Origin of the sequence: Pedobacter deserti, assembly GCF_024436415.1 — a bacterium.
GTDB lineage: Bacteria > Bacteroidota > Bacteroidia > Sphingobacteriales > Sphingobacteriaceae > Pedobacter > Pedobacter faecalis.
Window position 1 is genome coordinate 3,325,340 of record NZ_JAFMZQ010000001.1, and the last position, 15,569, is coordinate 3,340,908.

Genomic DNA, 15,569 nt, shown 5'->3' on the forward strand with positions numbered 1-15,569 from the left:
CGGCGACTGCGTTAAACAATCAGCTTAGCTTCCATTCAGGGCGCTCATAGTGACAGGTATATCCGTTTGGGTACTTTTGCAGGTAATCCTGATGCTCCTCTTCGGCATTCCAGAAATCTGTAGCAGGTACCACCTCTGTAACGATCTTACCAGGCCATTTGCCTGATGCCTCCATTTCTGCAATCAGTTGGAGTGCTACCTCTCGCTGCGTATCATTGAGGTAAAAAATCGCCGAGCGGTACGAGGTACCGATATCGTTGCCTTGCCTGTTACGCGTTGTCGGGTCGTGAATCTGAAAAAAGTATTCAAGTAATCCTCTGTATGATAAACGCTTAGCATCAAATTCTATGGCGATCCCTTCCGCATGTGTACCATGGTTTCGATAGGTTGCATTAGGAACATCGCCGCCAGTGTAACCCACTACGGTAGATATCACTCCTGGCTGATGCCTGAATAACTCCTCAACGCCCCAAAAACACCCCCCTGCAAGAATAGCTTTTTCCGTACTCATAATCTTTCTGTTTTGATTGGAATAAAGGTACTAAAAAGTCCCTAAATTTGTCGCAAACGTAAAAAATGGACACAAGTCATACAATCCAATCACTAGCCAGCGAAAATTTTGCAGGTGTTCACCCCGCTTTTCTGGAAGCGCTCATCCAATGTAATAACGGACATAGCTTTGCTTACGGTGCCGACGAATATACGCGTAATGCATCCGAGCTGTTCGGGCAGGTGTTTGGCGATATTGCCGGCGTCCATTTTACCTTCAACGGAACAGGCGCCAACATCGTCTCTTTAAGTAGCATGGCTGAGCGGTTTAACGCAATACTCTGTGCAGACAGCGCCCATATATATAACGATGAGTCGACCGCCCCGGAATCTCTGGCCGGATGCCGGCTTTTGCCGGTGGCCAGCACCAACGGAAAGATTGATCCAGCAGCGCTTCGGAGAAAGATCACCAGGATCGGCAACCCGCACGCAGCCCAGATATCCGCCATATCTATTACCCAATGCACGGAGTTTGGCACAGTTTACACCATCAGCGAACTCAAGGAGCTTATTGCCGTGGCCAAAGAATTCGGTTTGCTCGTGCATATGGACGGTGCCCGTATCTATAACGCCGCAGCCAGCTTAAACTGCAGTCTTGCAGCACTTACCTCAGAAATCGGTATTGATGTACTCTCACTGGGCGGAACCAAAAACGGCATGATGTTCGGTGAGGCAGTGGTGTTTTTTAACGACGAGTTATACCAGAAGGCCATCTACCATTTAAAGCGGGCAACGCAGCTAAACTCTAAGATGCGCTTCATCAGCAGTCAGTTTCAAGCCATGCTGAATGGCGAACTATGGCGGGAGATCGCTAACCACACCAATAACCTTGCATCCCGGCTTGCTGAAGGACTCAAAAAGATTCCGGAAGTGCAGATTACCCGTCCGGTAGAGGCAAACGCCGTGTTCGCAATATTTCCAGCTTCATGGGTTTCTTCGTTAAAGGAAACCATGTATTTCCATACCTGGGATGAGGAACTTCAGGAAATGCGCCTGGTATGCGCCTTCGACCTTGTAGAAGCCGACATAGATCGGTTCCTCGCTGTTGCTGGAAGGCTATCTGCTACGCCCGATATTAGGTAAGAAGCCCGTCAATAGACCGATAAGCGGCAGAAATGAACACAAATGAAAAACGTGTTCTATACTTGTGCTGTCGGCTAAGTTGCCCAGCAGTGCCGACCCAATTCCACCCAGTCCGAAAGCAAAACCGAAGAATAGACCAGATACAAGGCCTACCTTACCTGGAATAAGTTCCTGCGCATAAACAAGAATAGCGGAGAATGCCGAGGCCAGAATTACGCCAATGGGAACCACCAGCACGCCAGTCCAGAACAAATTTGCGTAAGGCAGCAGCAACGCGAATGGAGCGGTACCCAATATAGAAAACCAGATCACATACTTGCGACCTATCCTGTCGCCAACCGGGCCGCCAATAAGTGTGCCCGCAGCAACGGAAACCAGGAAGATAAACAAATACACCTGGGAAGTTTGAACAGAAACATGAAACTTACTCATCACATAGAACGTAAAATAGCTTGTTAAGCTGGCCATGTAAAAATACTTGGAAAAGATGAGGATAAGCAGGATAATTATGGCCAGAATGACCCTGGGTCGGGAAAAGCCGTGCGGGGCTGCCCCTGTTCCCTTCTTTGATCGTGTACGCTCACTAACATAGCTGCGGTACCAGTTCCCTACGCGGCTCAATACAACTATGGCCACCAAAGCCACTAAGCAGAACCATATCACGCTGGTCTGGCCGTTAGGCACAATGATCCACGCAGCAAGCAGCGGCCCGAGTGAACTCCCGAAATTCCCGCCCAACTGAAAGATCGATTGTGCCAATCCCCTTTTTCCACCTGAAGCCGCATGGGCCATCCTGGAAGCCTCCGGGTGGAATATCGATGAACCCGTTCCCACGAGAGCAACCGATACAAGCATCATATAAAAATTGCCCGACAAAGCCAATGAGATAAGCCCTATTAATGTGAAACTCATTCCCACAGCTAAAGAATATGGCTGAGGCTTCCTGTCGGTATAAAGCCCCACAAAAGGCTGAAAGAGCGAAGCCGCCATCTGAAAAGTCAGTGTAATTAGACCAATCTGCGTAAAACTCAGGTTATAACTGCTTTTTACAACCGGATATATAGCCGGAATGATCGACTGAATCGTGTCATTCAGGAGATGCGAAAAGCTGATGGCAAAAAGAATCGGAAATACGGTTTTTTCAGCGAGATGGTCTGAAGGATGGCTTGTATTCATGCGTTTGCAAAGATAAGATTTTAGCGCGAGCCATGCACAAGGTCTTTTAGTGTGTTCAGGTTTTTTAATGCATCACCCATGGTATTGTTGAAATAAACATGAACCGTCTTTCCCTCCGCAAGCCAGTCAGAAATATACCCCGCATATTCATATAGCAACTGCTCGTCATAACTCCCGCGGTAGCTGCCGCCCGGACCATGGAACCGGAGATATACAAAAGGCAGATCACTATCTAGCATAGGCGTTGCCGAAGCAGGCATATCCTGGATAACGAGAGCCATACGATTGTCCTCCAAAAGACGATATACCTCATCGCGGTAGAGCGACACATGTCTGAATTCCAGCGCAATGTTCCAGTTCATCTCCTCATCGCAATGCCTCAGCTCAGTTACCAGCCGCGCCAGCTGACGCAGGTGTTCGATCCGTACGCTCGCCGGAAATTGCACAAGCACGCACCCTTTCTTTTCGCCTGCATGAGAAATAACATCCCAGAAGCGCTGTACCAATTCTGCGTCGAAAAGCAGACCTTTGTTATGAGTAATCTCACGAAAAAGCTTAAAAGTAAACCTGAAACCCTCGGGCACATCGTCTGCCCAACGGGCAATGGTAGACGCCATCGGAATTTTATAAAAGGAGCTGTTCACCTCAATACTGTTCATCAGCGAAGCATAGAAACAGAGACGGCTTTTACTTTTAAACTCATCCGGATAGAAAAGCTTGTTGCGCACTGGTAGTAAAAGCCCGCTGGTCCCCGAATAGAAGCATGACAAATCCGACATAAGCTAAATCATGCGCCTTTCTTGCTCCCAAGACTGCTCATCAGTTGAGCATAGAGATCGTCGCCTTTCTCCTTTTTAGGTTTAAGTTTCTTGATGGTTGGCCGTTTGCCCTTAGCCTTCGCTTCAATCAGCTTAAGCAGCTTAGTATGATATTCATCCTTGTACTTCGACACATCAAAATCTTCAGCATACTGGTTCACCAGCGTCAGTCCCATATCCAGCTCCTTTTTGCTGATACTGATCTTATCATCCACCTTGAGTTCATCCTGATCGCGGATTTGCTGCTGAAACCTGATTCGGGTAACGACAAGCGCCTTGCCCACCGGATGTACAATACATAAACTTTCGCTGCTTCTCAGCACAAAGCGGGCCAGGCCGGCTTTGCCCGACTTTTTCAGTACCTGCATCAGTAGAGCATAAGCCTTGTTGCTTTTCGTTTCAGGCTCAGCATAGTAAGATGTCTCGTAGAACATCGGGTTTACCGAGGCAATGTCCACAAAGCTTTCTATCTCAATCAGCTTGGTCTTCTCCGGTGCGGCAGCCTCAAAATCACTCTCCTCTACAATGATATAATTCCCGTTTTTGTACTTATAGCCCTTCACAATTTTATCGTAGGGAACTTCCTTCCGGGTATCTTCGTTGATCCTCTGAAACTTAATATGTGCATGATCCCTGCTGTCGAGCATATCCAGGTCGAGCGAAGTAGTCTGCACCGCCGAATATAACTTGATGGGAATACTCACCAGGCCAAAACTGATTGTCCCTTTCCAAATTGATCTCATAGTTCTTCATTTATGTCCTTACTAATGCGATGCGGATGGAGAGCATCCAGCCGGTCCGCCAATACATGCAACAGTTCTTCATCTAAACCACCAGGGTTTTGGCATATATGCAGGAAATTGTACTCATCAGGTTCAAAACCAGCCACAAGCTTACCATCCTGGTAAACCTTTACTTTGCACCGGTCGCCGTCATGATGCGGGTATTCTGCAACTTCAAAGTGGTGGACCTCCTTGTCTACGCTAACCGTAACGGGATAATTTTCCATAATAGCATTCTGCTGATGGTATATAAACAAAACTGAAGTACACTAGTTTTCCGGAACATTGAAAGAAGTCTTTCCAAAGTCATTTGTTGCAACTACATTGCAACAAATAAATAAATAAGCTACCTTTATGAGAATTCAAAAGCAAATGATGACACATATTCCAACTTTCGACGTCATAATTATTGGAGGCAGTTATGCCGGGCTCGCTGCTGCAATGAGTTTAGGTCGGTCGCTCAGAAACGTTCTTGTGATAGACAGCGGACTGCCCTGCAACCGGCAAACGCCGCATTCCCATAATTTCCTGACTCAGGACGGCAAGACACCCAGGGAGATTTCCGAGACATCCCGGGCCCAGGTAGCGCAATATAGAACAGTTCAGTTTTATGATGGTCTTGCGACGGCGGGCATTAAAACAGAAAACGGATTCGAAATAAAGGCAAACTTAGGAGACACCTTTTACGGCAGAAAACTTATTCTTGCTACCGGCATAAAAGATCTGATGCCAGACATAAAGGGCTTCTCTGAATGTTGGGGAATTTCCGTCATCCACTGCCCCTATTGCCATGGTTATGAATTTCGTGACAAAAAGACGGCGATTATGGCGGATGCAGCGCGGGCAACGCATTTAGCGCCGCTGGTCAGCAATCTGACCAGAGACCTGAGCATTATCGGGCTGCAGGGTACAGCATTCGATGGGCCACAGCTCGATAAGTTCAAGGAGAATAACGTGCAGTTCATCGCAGCAACGGTCAAAGAAATCGAACATGAGGCTGGCTACCTTCACCATGTGGTCACGGAAGACGGCAGTAAGTATGCATTCGACGCAATTTATGCGGGCATCCCCTTTGTTCAGCAGTCGGAGATCCCGGCTTTCTTAGGCTGTGAGTTCACAGAGCAGGGACATATCAAGACAGACGCCTTTCAGAAAACTTCAGTACATGGGGTGTATGCCTGCGGCGACAACACCTCAGCCATGCGGTCGGTGGCCAATGCCGTAGCGGCGGGGTCGTTAACGGGCGCGATGGTCAACAGAGACCTGGCAGAGGAACTCTTTTGAAGCAGCGTAGCATAACACAGATTACTTTTTGTATATTGTGTGATGATTTTCGCTCACTCACCTTTTGTCGCAGTGCTAGCTGCGACACTGCTTTCCGTGCAATTCGCGTTCAGCCAGGAAATACCGCTAACTCGCTTTGTAGTCATTGACGAACAAACGCTGAAGCCCATCCCCTTCGTTTCCATCAGTCTGCTACGGGCAAACTTGTACATCAACACTGAAGACGATGGCATATTTTCCATTCCGGGCGAACTTCCAAAGATAAAAGACACCCTCCGCGTTTCTGCGCAAAACTATGCTACACTGCTTATACCCCTGGGCAAGCTCAGCGCACAAAACAGCATACGTTTAAAACCAGTACCTTATAAGCCAAATAAAGCAAAGCGGACATTAGCGAAAGACTCGGTTTTAAACGATTTCAGTCGCCGCGACATCACCCATTACGCCGACATACAGAAAACACCTGCAGATGCAGACCATCTTCAGCTTGCACAGCAGTTCGACCTTCCATTTGCTGGGGCTCTGCTTCAGGAAGTCACCATCCACCGCCTTGCATTCACCTTTCATCACAACGGCGGTATCGAATCTACGCGCTTTCACCTGCGCGTATACAGACTCGACAAGAACACTGGAGGACCGGGAAAAGATCTTTGCGGCCGGATTATTGAGATAAAGAACCGGGAATCAAAACGTATTCGCGTAAATCTCCAGGACGATAACATTGCTATTCCCGACAGCACTTTTCGGCCACCATAGAATATTAACTATGATTATACTTAGTCCTGAAACCTGTAGGCGACTCGCCGGTCTTCACCAAAAACAGACGGCTAAAATACGCCGGATCGTCGTAGCCCAGATCGTAAGCAATCTCTTTTGCAGTCATCCCAGTGTGAACCAATAAACGCTTAGCCTCCAGCACGATCCTGTTTTTGATGACCTCGTTGGGCTGTGGAAGATTAAGCCGTTTAAATTTATGCGTAATTGTCTTGGGCGACATATACAGCAGGTCAGCATAATCGGCTACCGTATGTTTCTGTTTATAGTTCGCGTCAACGAGCAGGGTGAATTTCCTGAAAAACTCCAGGTCGGCATGCTGCTCCGTCACCACCCTGTCCAGATGCTGTATTTTCCATAGCCGTGTAGCCTTAATCAGCAACTGCTTCAGATAGGTACGAAGCATTTCCTCCATCGAAGAGTCGTTGTTCAAGAACTCGTCCTCCAGTTCAGAAAACAGGTAATCGATAAATGCAGCCTCCCTGCTTTCCAGCACAACCACAGGCATATTATGAATATTGTTAAATAACAGCCCATCACAAGAAACCTCCGCATCATTGATCTGAATACAATAAAAATCACGATTATAATATACGAAATGTCCAGGCCGGTCTCCCAAACGTTCTAACTCGATATGCTGGTTGGGGGCCACAAACAGAAGCGTAGGCTTAGACGTGTTATACACCGCAAAATCTACCTTTATGGTATAGCCTTCCGGCAGATATAAAACCTTGATATATGATTTATAGGCATCAATGCCGGCTGCCTCAACCTGATCAAAATGAAGCAGCCCGAATGTCTTCAGGCTGCTTTCAAACAGATAATTATCTTTCCTCATTTAGCAAAATTTCTCTAAAATAGGCAAACGGGGTGTTATTGCCTTGCAAACTTTTCCAACTCTGCATTAAACTTGTCTGCTTCTTCAAAGAATAAGGCATGTCCGCTATTTTCAAACCTTACCAGGCGAGCATTTGCAATTCCCTTTTTGAGCGCTTCACCGGCCGATAAACTAACCAGTTTGTCGTGCACCGCACTAAAAATGACGGTCGGTATTTTGATCTTTGAAAGCTCCGGACGTAAATCCAGGTTAAGTAATGACCTGATAGATTCAGTTGTCGCATACGGCGAGGCCTCCAGATTCATATTCTCCAGCCACTTCACAATGTTCTGAGAAATAGCACCTTCCCTGGCCGGAAAATCTTTTCCAAATCCGGCAATTAAATCCTGCCTGTTCTTCATCGTTTCATTAATAAGATTTATCGCATCGGCTTCGGGCACACCATAAGGAGCACCCTCGCGTTGTTTCCATGTCGGAGCCGCGGCTGCGAATAAGGCCAGTTTTCCTACATGAGCCGAGTTATACTTTGTTACATAGTGAATCACCACTGCTCCGCCCATCGAGAAACCGCCAAGTACCGCATCTTCAATTTTCAACTTTTCCAAGACAACTTTGATATCATCCGAGAATACATCAAAATCATAGCGTCCGTATGGCTTGTCCGACTTACCAAACCCGCGAAGAGAGATTCCTATGACCCTGAAACCCTTTCGGACCAGATATTGGTACTGATACTCGTACATGGCGTTGCTCAGCGGCCATCCATGAATCAGAACAACAGGTTTACCTTCACCCAGGTCGGTAACATGTAACCTAACATTTTTTTCCACCTCAACATACTCCTCCCTGCCAAGCGAAGCAGGTACTCTTTTCCCTTGAGCGTGTACTGAATCTTTTACACCGAAAGCGATAACCGCTGCTAAAATTAACTTGCTGATTGTTTTTGATACTGAATTTTTCATGTCGTTTATTTTTTTTAGTGTTTATGATTAATTGAACAGTACAAAGTTGCACAAACACATACAGCGGGGGAATGGACATATTGCCATGAGCATTGTACATTTTTCCCCTTCAACAAAAACAATCCCCGGATATGTACCTTTATCTTAAAAAAGACAGAAAATGAATGTAAAGATCATCACCTCTACAACCCGGCCGGAGCGCAAAGGAATCGCCATTGCCGAGTGGATATACAACCTTGCTGCCTCACAGGAAAACATAGATGCCGAACTGCTTGATCTTGCTGCAATCAATCTTCCATTGATGGACGAGCCGCAACATCCGCGGTTACAACAATATCAGCATCAGCATACGAAAGACTGGAGTGCTAAGATCAGTGAGGCCGACGCCTTCATTATTGTTCTGGCAGAATATAATTACGGGTTTCCGGCGCCAATTAAAAATGCCCTCGATTACCTTTTCAATGAATGGGCCTATAAACCAGTAGGAATAGTGAGTTATGGCGGCGTTTCCGGTGGCTTACGCTCCACGCAAATGCTTAAGCAGGTACTCACCACGCTGCATATGATGCCCCTTAACCAGGGAGTTACCCTACCGATGTTCAGTAAGTTTATCGGTGAAGACGGAAAGTTTGCGGCCGACGAAAGTCATGGTAAAGCCGCAGGAGCCATGTTTAAAGAGTTAGCGAAGTGGGCAGAAGCGATGAAAACGCTCCAGGCCTAATTGTATGCCTTAAAACCTGACCACGTTCCAGTAAGCGCCCTTAGGCTGCAGGTCCTTGTCAAATAAAAGCGGGTAGTTCTTACGGCCGCGTACCGGGAAGTTGTCGAGCCAGCTGTGGCGGTCCGACAAATTCCAGAAGGTAACGCCCGTAAGTACACCACGGTATTGCCGGAACACCCGGAAAAACGTACCGTATTGCTCTTCCTGCTTCTTCTGCAGCTCTCGTGTGAATCCGGAACTAGCGGCCCCTTCGGTTTTCCTGCCGCCATCGGGATAGACAGATACGTCCAGTTCGGTAATTTGCACTTTAAGGCCCAATGCCGAATACTGGTCCAGAGCTGCTTTTATGGTTTCTTCTGAAGGGCCGGCTACAGACCAGTGTCCCTGCAGACCTACAGCGTGGATAGGAACCTTGGCATCTATCAGCTTTTTTAACAGTTTATAAATACGCTGACGCTTTTCCGGGTGTTCAGCATTATAGTCGTTATAAAACAACACCGCGGCCGGATCGGCCTCATGTGCATACTGAAACGCTTTAAAAATAAAGTCCTCACCGCATATCTGGTACCACACCGAGTTTCGTAAGAACTCATTGGGATTATCTGAAATTGCTTCATTCACCACATCCCAGGCATATATCTTGCCTTTGTAGCGTTTCACCACAGTATAAATATGTGCCTTCAGGCGTTCAAGCAGAACTTCCTTACCTACCCGCTCACCCTTATCATCGCGGAACATCCAATCTGGTGCCTGGGAATGCCAGCAAAGGGTATGCCCTCTCACCTTCAACCCATTTGCAGCAGCGAAATCAACGATCGCATCTGCACCACGCCAGTCGTAACGGTTTTCCTCCGGATGAATCGGTTCCATTTTCATCGCATTCTCGGCAGTTACGCTGTTAAACTCCTTCAAAATCAGCTTCCTTTCGTCCGGATTCTGCAGCTGACGGGGCGTTACTGCTACTCCTATCGGAAAGTAAGCCTTGTAGTAATCCTTAAGTCCCTTACCATCCGTACCGCTCTGGGCTGGCAGGCGACGAGCGCCCGCGACAAAAATCAATAGTAATAGAACACTTCTCATACACTGGATTTATATAGCTCAAGATACACATTTTATCCTCCTATCAAACGCAAGCCGTGGGCAGATAACCGTTCATTTAATTTGTAATGAATCCAAATAAAAATATATTTGCACCAATTCAAAACAAACCAATATGCCGAATTCATATTTACTTATACCATCCGGGCCAGCGGCTAAACTTCTGTCCGGCTTTTTTCTAAGCATACTGTTCCTTTTCCTGTTCACCGCCGCGTCTGCGCAAAACAGCGAAACCTCAGGCGCTACCATCACCGGAACAGTTTCCGACATCAATGGCCAGCCTCTCCAATATGCTACTGCAGCCATTAAGGGAGGCAAGAGCAGTCAGACAAACGCTGAGGGTAAATTCCGTATTACCGGTTTACGTCCGGGCATTTATCAGCTCACCGTTAGCCGTGTAGGCCAGCAGTCAGAGACGAGAAACATCAACCTGGAAGCCGGACAGGCACAGGACCTGACTTTCGTACTTCAGCCCGGCACCGACCTCTCAGAAGTAATTGTCACTGCAGGCAGAAAGCCCGAGAGCCTCAAAGACGTACCATCTTCGGTGAGCATCCTTACCGAACGCGAAGTAAAGGAACAGTTGAACGTTAATCCGTCGGTAGCGGCCATTTTGGGGAATACCATACCGGGATTAGGGACATCGAATAATAAAGCTACTAACGCCGGACAGACCCTCAGGGGGCGACAAGTACTTGTGCTCATCGACGGCATACCACAGTCTACACCGCTCATGAACGGAAGCCGTGACATCCGTACGCTTGATCCTGCGGTCATTGAACGTGTGGAAGTCATAAAAGGCGCTACCTCCATTTACGGCAATGGCTCTGCAGGGGGAATCATCAACTTTATCACGAAGAAAGCGGTGGCCGACAAAGCGTTCAGCGGCACCACGAGCGTCGGATTAAACAGCAATGTTGCTCATCCCGCAAATACCCTTGGTTATCGCTTATCTCAGGGCTTTTCCGGAACGGTCGACAAGCTCTCCTATGTGGTAAACGGCACCTATAATTACACCGGTGTGTTACGTGACGCGAAGGGCAATGTAAACGCACAGCCCGACGGACTGGGCGAAAACTCTCTGTATAATGCATTTGCCAAACTATCTTACAAACCAAACGCAAACAGCGCAGTTACTGCCTCCTACAACCTCTTTCGTAGCGTGCAGGATGCAGACTATATCAATGTGACAGGAAAATATGGGCAGACGCCTTCAGTTGGCCAGAAAGGCGATGATCCGGGCGAACCTGCCGGAACGCCCTATAACCACAACGCCCTCATCTCCTACCAAAATACTGCCCTGCCTTTAGCAAGTTCGCTTGATCTGTCTGCCTATTACAACAGCTTCGTATCCATGAACCGCTATGTAGAGCAAGGCACCGCATGGTACGGACCAGGACAAACGAAAATACAATCATTCAAAAAGGGTGTCAGGCTTACGCTCAATACGCCCTGGGCAATGGGCGGTCTGGGCCGGGGTGAGTTAACTTACGGATTAGACCTGCTAAATGACCGTACCAACCAGGTTCTTACCGACGGACGGGTGTACATTCCAGATATGAATATGCTCAACCTTGCGCCCTATGCACAATTCAACATTGATCTGCTCGACCAGTTTGTATTGAAAGCAGGTGTCCGCCACGAGAATGCGCGTGTCAAGGTGAAAGACTTCAACACCATTGCAACCGGCGCTAACGGTGCAGGCAGCATCGCCGTGAGCGGCGGAAAGATTCCATATAACGCCACCACTTTTAATGCTGGCCTGAGGTACAACAGGTACGAGATATTCAATCCCTTCATCAGCTTCTCACAGGGCTTCGCCATCAACGAACTAGGTCGCATCCTGCGGCGGGCGACAAGCAATACACTCGAGTCAATTGCAACCGACCCCATCATCACCAACAATTACGAGGCAGGCTTCAGTTCAAGGCTGGGCATGGTCAACCTCACCGCATCATACTATGTGAGCACATCCAAACTGGGCGCCAACCTGGTCGACGTGGGTGGTTTCCTTGTGGCGCAACGCGAACCGGAAAGGATACACGGTTATGAAATCGCCGCCGATGTGAACCTGAGTGAGCAGTGGGCCCTCGGAGGAAGTTACTCCTACGTAGAAGGCAAAGCCGAACAGGCCAATGGCAATAAAGTATATATGAACGGGCTGCGTATCGCGCCACCCAAAGCGACAGCTTATCTTGGCTACCGTCCGCTAAGCGCATTGGATATGAAGCTATATTGGGTATACACCGAAGGCCGCGACAGATTTGATGTGCGGGCCAACAACCTCTACGCCAACAGCGAAGGACCTGTAGAACCGGTAAGCCTGTTTAACCTTACTGCAGCCTACCGGATCAACACGCAATGGTCGGCCGGACTAGGTGTAGAAAACCTGCTCAACAACGCCTACTATCCCGTAGTAAGTCAGTACAGGGCTATAGACGCGGAGTACGTGCGCGGCAATGGAGCCACCATGAGTCTCAACGTATCGTACAACTTCTAACAGGTGTTCAGGAAGGTTTTCTTCTGGTTACATAAATGGTTGGGGCTGATTACCGGGATCGTCGTCCTGATCGTCAGCCTCACCGGCTGTATTAACGTTTTTGCCGACGAGCTGAAAACGTTTTTTTATCGCGACAGGCTGTATGTTACAGATACCGGTGGGGGCACATTTCGTGATTTCAGTGAACTGAGGCAAACCGCACAGCAAGCGCTGGGAGCTGATATCAAGGTCACGCGCGCTGAAATCTACCCTGACGGCCGGCGCAACTGGATCTTCCGGGCTACGCTTACCGACAAAGACGGCATCGGCTACTGGAACTATAACAAATATTACTACCGGGTGTACGTAAATCCGTACACCGGAAAAGTAGTCTACATAGAAAATACGCTGAACGAGTTCTTCCAGATCATCCTCAGCCTGCACCGCAATCTGCTCCTTGGCGATACTGTCGGGGGCATAATAACCGGAGGCTCATCCCTCTGCTTTTTCCTACTGCTGCTAAGCGGCCTCGTCCTCTGGTTCCCGCGAAAATGGAAGAAAAAAGCTTTTAAGCGCGGATTCGCACTAAAAATGCGCGTCGGTATTAAGCGATTGATTTACGATATCCATAATGTCTTCGGGTTCTACATTATCATACCCGGAATCATCATCTCCGTAACAGGTATGGTATTCGCTTTTGAATGGGCCGATAAATCGGTGCAATATGTAGCTAACGGCGGCACGCCTTACCAGAAGATTAAAATTCCTCTGTCGAGCCCAAACCCGGATTATCACCGCGGAGCGGCCGACTCAGTACTAAAAAAACTCTTACACGATCATCAAGATGCCGACATATTTTCCGTACGCTTTCGCGACAAGGAAACTGATCCGCTTGATGTACAAGTACGTCTGGCCAAAAACCGGACCCACCTGTTCATGTGGTATTACTTCGATCGCAACACGGGTGAGCTATTACTAAGGTATGGTGATCAGGACATCAGGGGCGGACAAAAACTCCGTACCATGAATTACGATCTGCATACCGGCGCTTACAGCGGCATACCCACCAAGCTCTTCTATTTCTTCGTGTCGCTCATTTGCGCAGGATTACCCATCACCGGATTCATCATGTGGTACAACCATAAAGGCAAACCAGCCAAAAGAACAAAAAGCCCAGCAGGACGGTATGTCTGACAAAAAAGCCCCTTATAAGGGGCTCTTAATTCTGTCTTCTACTTTACTTTCTTTTCGATATCCTTACGCTGGTTAGAGCCGCCTTTCTTTGCGTCCTTAATATCCGACTGCTTAACGCCCATCTTTCCAGCCTCATATTTAATCTCGTGTTCCTGATTCGATACCGAATTCCTTTCCACTTTTGTTCCTCTTGCCATGATATTTAAAGTTTAGGTGAATGTTAAACCAATAACAATCAAAAGGCGATATGGTTTAGAACCGCGACTTATGGCTACTTCAACTTCATCAATCGATCCTTCAGGTTTTCAATCTTTACTCCGAACAACTCAAGATCCGAACCCTCAAAATTGCTAATTATATCCTTCAAATACGCCCGACTCCGGGAGGCTAAGGATTTGTCCTCTAAGGCTAATCCGCAAGCCTTGTACAGTAAGGCGTAACTCCTGCTGGTCTTGTACCCATCTTCCAGCAGCTCAAAGGCTTCCCTGTACCTGCCCTGATCGGAATACAGTGTCGCTAACCAGTAATAGCCGTTGTAAGAAGCCTTGGGCCTTTTAGTTTTAAGGCTCACATCAATGCTCTTTCTATAAAATCTCTCAGCTGTTACTGGATCTTTAAAATTCTCCATATAGATATAGCCCAAGTTAAACACGTGCAGCGGATCATCTGAAATCGCCTTCTCCGTCGCAATTAAAAATTCAATAAACGCTCTGTTCTTATACTTGGCACCCAAATCGTATAAAGCATAGAAATTGCGCTCCGGAGAATAGTCGTTCAGCTTGTATAGTGATTTTACACGTTGTAATTCCTTTTGGTAGGATCCAGTCAAGTCGGAGGTGTCCAGATTAAAAATCCTAAAATGCTTACTAAACAAAAACGACAGCGCCCTCCCGATAACTATATCAGCGATTGAATTATGATCGGCAGAATCGATGATCTCAGCCTGTAAATAAGCACTTTGTAAACCCTTTAGACTATTCCCAATCATTTCATTTAACTTCACTCTTCTTTCAACGTCCTTTCTGCCCGTAGCTACGTAATAAAACTTTTGCTGTGTCGCAACTTTACCATGATAAGACAAATCCTGAAACTCATTTAACCGCTCAGGTGCAAACAACATATAAGCATCAAACATTTGCGGATGATCGCGAAAGAGCATATTGCCATACGAAGCAAAAAACGAGTGCCCCATATAAGCCCTAAATTCCGATGTTGTATATTTTCTTTCGACAGAGGGATATAGTTCCGTGCTGAGAAAACTAAGATAGTTTTTAGCTTTACTTGACAAATCCGACCTAAAATAACTAAAATCCACTAATTCAGAAATATCCCCAGTTGCGCTAGAACCGGTCAGCTCAATCACTATCGACTTCGGGAACGCAGATCTTCTTTCATTTAATGCAGCGGCTACATTGAGACCATAATCAGACAACGCCCCGTAATTATGCAAATAGATTACCGGATACGCTCCTTTACCGCCCTCATGCCCATAAGGAAGCCAGACATTATACAGTATCGTATCTTTAACAATGTGGGAATAAAGTCGTTCCTTGACAACCGACTGACCGAAACCAGCGGATGCTACTAGAAGCAATAACAAGAGCGTAGCTAAGCTTTTCATAACCTGAATATACGAGAAAGTCTAGCAACAATATCATAGATTCAACTTAAGAACTCCGTATAAACAACAAAACCCTGCAGCATTTGTAGCTACAGGGTTTGTTTAAGATCTGGCACCGACCTACTCTCCCACGTGTTACCGCAGTACCATTGGCTCTGGTGGGCTTAACTTCTCTGTTCGGAATGGGAAG

The 15,569-nt window shown here is 47.2% G+C and carries 16 protein-coding genes and 1 rRNA gene; 6 read left to right on the forward strand and 11 right to left on the reverse strand.

From position 1 onward, the window contains the following. Positions 1-19 precede the first annotated feature (19 nt). On the reverse strand, positions 20-511 hold the full coding sequence (msrA, locus tag J3P40_RS15010) for a peptide-methionine (S)-S-oxide reductase MsrA (RefSeq protein WP_256007023.1): 492 nt from the start codon (positions 509-511) through the stop codon (positions 20-22). Between the two features lie 65 nt (positions 512-576). Here msrA and J3P40_RS15015 point away from each other — a divergent pair, with 65 nt between their 5' ends. Further along, on the forward strand, positions 577-1,632 hold the full coding sequence (locus J3P40_RS15015; RefSeq protein WP_256007024.1) for a threonine aldolase family protein: 1,056 nt from the start codon (positions 577-579) through the stop codon (positions 1,630-1,632). On the opposite strand, the gene J3P40_RS15020 is transcribed toward J3P40_RS15015, so the two are convergent. From J3P40_RS15020 to J3P40_RS15035, 4 genes are read right to left on the reverse strand one after another with little or no spacing between them, the layout of a single operon-like run. Then, positions 1,606-2,808: an MFS transporter gene (locus tag J3P40_RS15020; RefSeq protein ID WP_256007025.1), complete on the reverse strand. Its 1,203-nt coding sequence runs from the start codon at positions 2,806-2,808 to the stop codon at positions 1,606-1,608. The genes J3P40_RS15015 and J3P40_RS15020 overlap by 27 nt on opposite strands. Positions 2,809-2,828: 20 nt before the next feature. Continuing rightward, a complete protein-coding gene (locus tag J3P40_RS15025; RefSeq protein ID WP_256007026.1) occupies positions 2,829-3,587 on the reverse strand; it encodes a DUF72 domain-containing protein in 759 nt (252 codons plus the stop codon). Positions 3,588-3,595: 8 nt separating this feature from the next. After that, on the reverse strand, positions 3,596-4,369 hold the full coding sequence (gene ku / locus J3P40_RS15030) for a non-homologous end joining protein Ku (RefSeq protein ID WP_256007027.1): 774 nt from the start codon (positions 4,367-4,369) through the stop codon (positions 3,596-3,598). Further along, complete coding sequence (locus J3P40_RS15035; protein WP_256007028.1) at positions 4,366-4,635, reverse strand: hypothetical protein; 270 nt, start codon at positions 4,633-4,635, stop codon at positions 4,366-4,368. The genes ku and J3P40_RS15035 overlap by 4 nt, the downstream gene beginning before the upstream one ends. Before the next feature lie 127 nt (positions 4,636-4,762). On the opposite strand from J3P40_RS15035, the gene J3P40_RS15040 reads away from it, so the two are divergent. Further along, positions 4,763-5,692 (forward strand): NAD(P)/FAD-dependent oxidoreductase, encoded by a 930-nt coding sequence (locus tag J3P40_RS15040; protein ID WP_256007029.1) that lies wholly within the window; start codon positions 4,763-4,765, stop codon positions 5,690-5,692. Positions 5,693-5,734: 42 nt separating this feature from the next. Beyond that, positions 5,735-6,448, forward strand: a complete 714-nt coding sequence (locus J3P40_RS15045; protein ID WP_256007030.1) for a peptidase associated/transthyretin-like domain-containing protein — start codon at positions 5,735-5,737, stop codon at positions 6,446-6,448. A 4-nt stretch (positions 6,449-6,452) separates the two neighbouring features. Here J3P40_RS15045 and J3P40_RS15050 read toward each other — a convergent pair whose 3' ends face one another. Beyond that, positions 6,453-7,304, reverse strand: a complete 852-nt coding sequence (locus J3P40_RS15050) for a helix-turn-helix domain-containing protein (RefSeq protein WP_256007031.1) — start codon at positions 7,302-7,304, stop codon at positions 6,453-6,455. Between the two features lie 35 nt (positions 7,305-7,339). Continuing rightward, entirely contained in the window at positions 7,340-8,266 is a 927-nt protein-coding gene (locus J3P40_RS15055) for an alpha/beta fold hydrolase (RefSeq protein WP_256007032.1), read from the reverse strand. 160 nt (positions 8,267-8,426) lie between these two features. On the opposite strand from J3P40_RS15055, the gene J3P40_RS15060 reads away from it, so the two are divergent. Further along, entirely contained in the window at positions 8,427-8,987 is a 561-nt protein-coding gene (locus J3P40_RS15060; RefSeq protein WP_256007033.1) for an NADPH-dependent FMN reductase, read from the forward strand. Between the two features lie 9 nt (positions 8,988-8,996). Here J3P40_RS15060 and J3P40_RS15065 read toward each other — a convergent pair whose 3' ends face one another. After that, on the reverse strand, positions 8,997-10,067 hold the full coding sequence (locus tag J3P40_RS15065; RefSeq protein ID WP_256007034.1) for an endo-1,4-beta-xylanase: 1,071 nt from the start codon (positions 10,065-10,067) through the stop codon (positions 8,997-8,999). Between the two features lie 133 nt (positions 10,068-10,200). On the opposite strand from J3P40_RS15065, the gene J3P40_RS15070 reads away from it, so the two are divergent. Both J3P40_RS15070 and J3P40_RS15075 read left to right on the forward strand, forming a co-directional pair. Continuing rightward, positions 10,201-12,585 (forward strand): TonB-dependent receptor, encoded by a 2,385-nt coding sequence (locus J3P40_RS15070; protein ID WP_305120562.1) that lies wholly within the window; start codon positions 10,201-10,203, stop codon positions 12,583-12,585. A 3-nt stretch (positions 12,586-12,588) separates the two neighbouring features. After that, positions 12,589-13,758 (forward strand): PepSY-associated TM helix domain-containing protein, encoded by a 1,170-nt coding sequence (locus J3P40_RS15075; protein WP_256007035.1) that lies wholly within the window; start codon positions 12,589-12,591, stop codon positions 13,756-13,758. Positions 13,759-13,796: 38 nt separating this feature from the next. Here J3P40_RS15075 and J3P40_RS15080 read toward each other — a convergent pair whose 3' ends face one another. From J3P40_RS15080 to rrf, 3 genes are all read right to left on the reverse strand, one after another. Beyond that, the gene (locus tag J3P40_RS15080; RefSeq protein WP_256007036.1) at positions 13,797-13,955 is read right to left on the reverse strand and encodes a hypothetical protein; all 159 of its coding nucleotides are present in this window, start codon (positions 13,953-13,955) and stop codon (positions 13,797-13,799) included. 74 nt (positions 13,956-14,029) lie between these two features. Further along, on the reverse strand, positions 14,030-15,379 hold the full coding sequence (locus tag J3P40_RS15085; RefSeq protein ID WP_256007037.1) for an alpha/beta hydrolase-fold protein: 1,350 nt from the start codon (positions 15,377-15,379) through the stop codon (positions 14,030-14,032). Positions 15,380-15,486: 107 nt separating this feature from the next. After that, positions 15,487-15,569 (reverse strand): 5S ribosomal RNA (gene rrf, locus J3P40_RS15090); the annotation flags it as partial.

What these genes read in the sequence shown, in the direction of transcription:
- J3P40_RS15085 (WP_256007037.1), bottom strand. Translation starts at nt 15,379, where the DNA reads ATGAAAAGCTTAGCTACGCTCTTGTTATTGCTTCTAGTAGCATCCGCT.
- J3P40_RS15020 (WP_256007025.1), bottom strand. Translation starts at nt 2,808, where the DNA reads ATGAATACAAGCCATCCTTCAGACCATCTCGCTGAAAAAACCGTATTT.
- J3P40_RS15050 (WP_256007031.1), bottom strand. Translation starts at nt 7,304, where the DNA reads ATGAGGAAAGATAATTATCTGTTTGAAAGCAGCCTGAAGACATTCGGG.
- J3P40_RS15015 (WP_256007024.1), top strand. Translation starts at nt 577, where the DNA reads ATGGACACAAGTCATACAATCCAATCACTAGCCAGCGAAAATTTTGCA.
- J3P40_RS15045 (WP_256007030.1), top strand. Translation starts at nt 5,735, where the DNA reads ATGATTTTCGCTCACTCACCTTTTGTCGCAGTGCTAGCTGCGACACTG.
- J3P40_RS15080 (WP_256007036.1), bottom strand. Translation starts at nt 13,955, where the DNA reads ATGGCAAGAGGAACAAAAGTGGAAAGGAATTCGGTATCGAATCAGGAA.
- J3P40_RS15035 (WP_256007028.1), bottom strand. Translation starts at nt 4,635, where the DNA reads ATGGAAAATTATCCCGTTACGGTTAGCGTAGACAAGGAGGTCCACCAC.
- J3P40_RS15065 (WP_256007034.1), bottom strand. Translation starts at nt 10,067, where the DNA reads ATGAGAAGTGTTCTATTACTATTGATTTTTGTCGCGGGCGCTCGTCGC.
- J3P40_RS15055 (WP_256007032.1), bottom strand. Translation starts at nt 8,266, where the DNA reads ATGAAAAATTCAGTATCAAAAACAATCAGCAAGTTAATTTTAGCAGCG.
- J3P40_RS15025 (WP_256007026.1), bottom strand. Translation starts at nt 3,587, where the DNA reads ATGTCGGATTTGTCATGCTTCTATTCGGGGACCAGCGGGCTTTTACTA.
- msrA (WP_256007023.1), bottom strand. Translation starts at nt 511, where the DNA reads ATGAGTACGGAAAAAGCTATTCTTGCAGGGGGGTGTTTTTGGGGCGTT.
- J3P40_RS15060 (WP_256007033.1), top strand. Translation starts at nt 8,427, where the DNA reads ATGAATGTAAAGATCATCACCTCTACAACCCGGCCGGAGCGCAAAGGA.
- J3P40_RS15040 (WP_256007029.1), top strand. Translation starts at nt 4,763, where the DNA reads ATGAGAATTCAAAAGCAAATGATGACACATATTCCAACTTTCGACGTC.
- ku (WP_256007027.1), bottom strand. Translation starts at nt 4,369, where the DNA reads ATGAGATCAATTTGGAAAGGGACAATCAGTTTTGGCCTGGTGAGTATT.
- J3P40_RS15070 (WP_305120562.1), top strand. Translation starts at nt 10,201, where the DNA reads ATGCCGAATTCATATTTACTTATACCATCCGGGCCAGCGGCTAAACTT.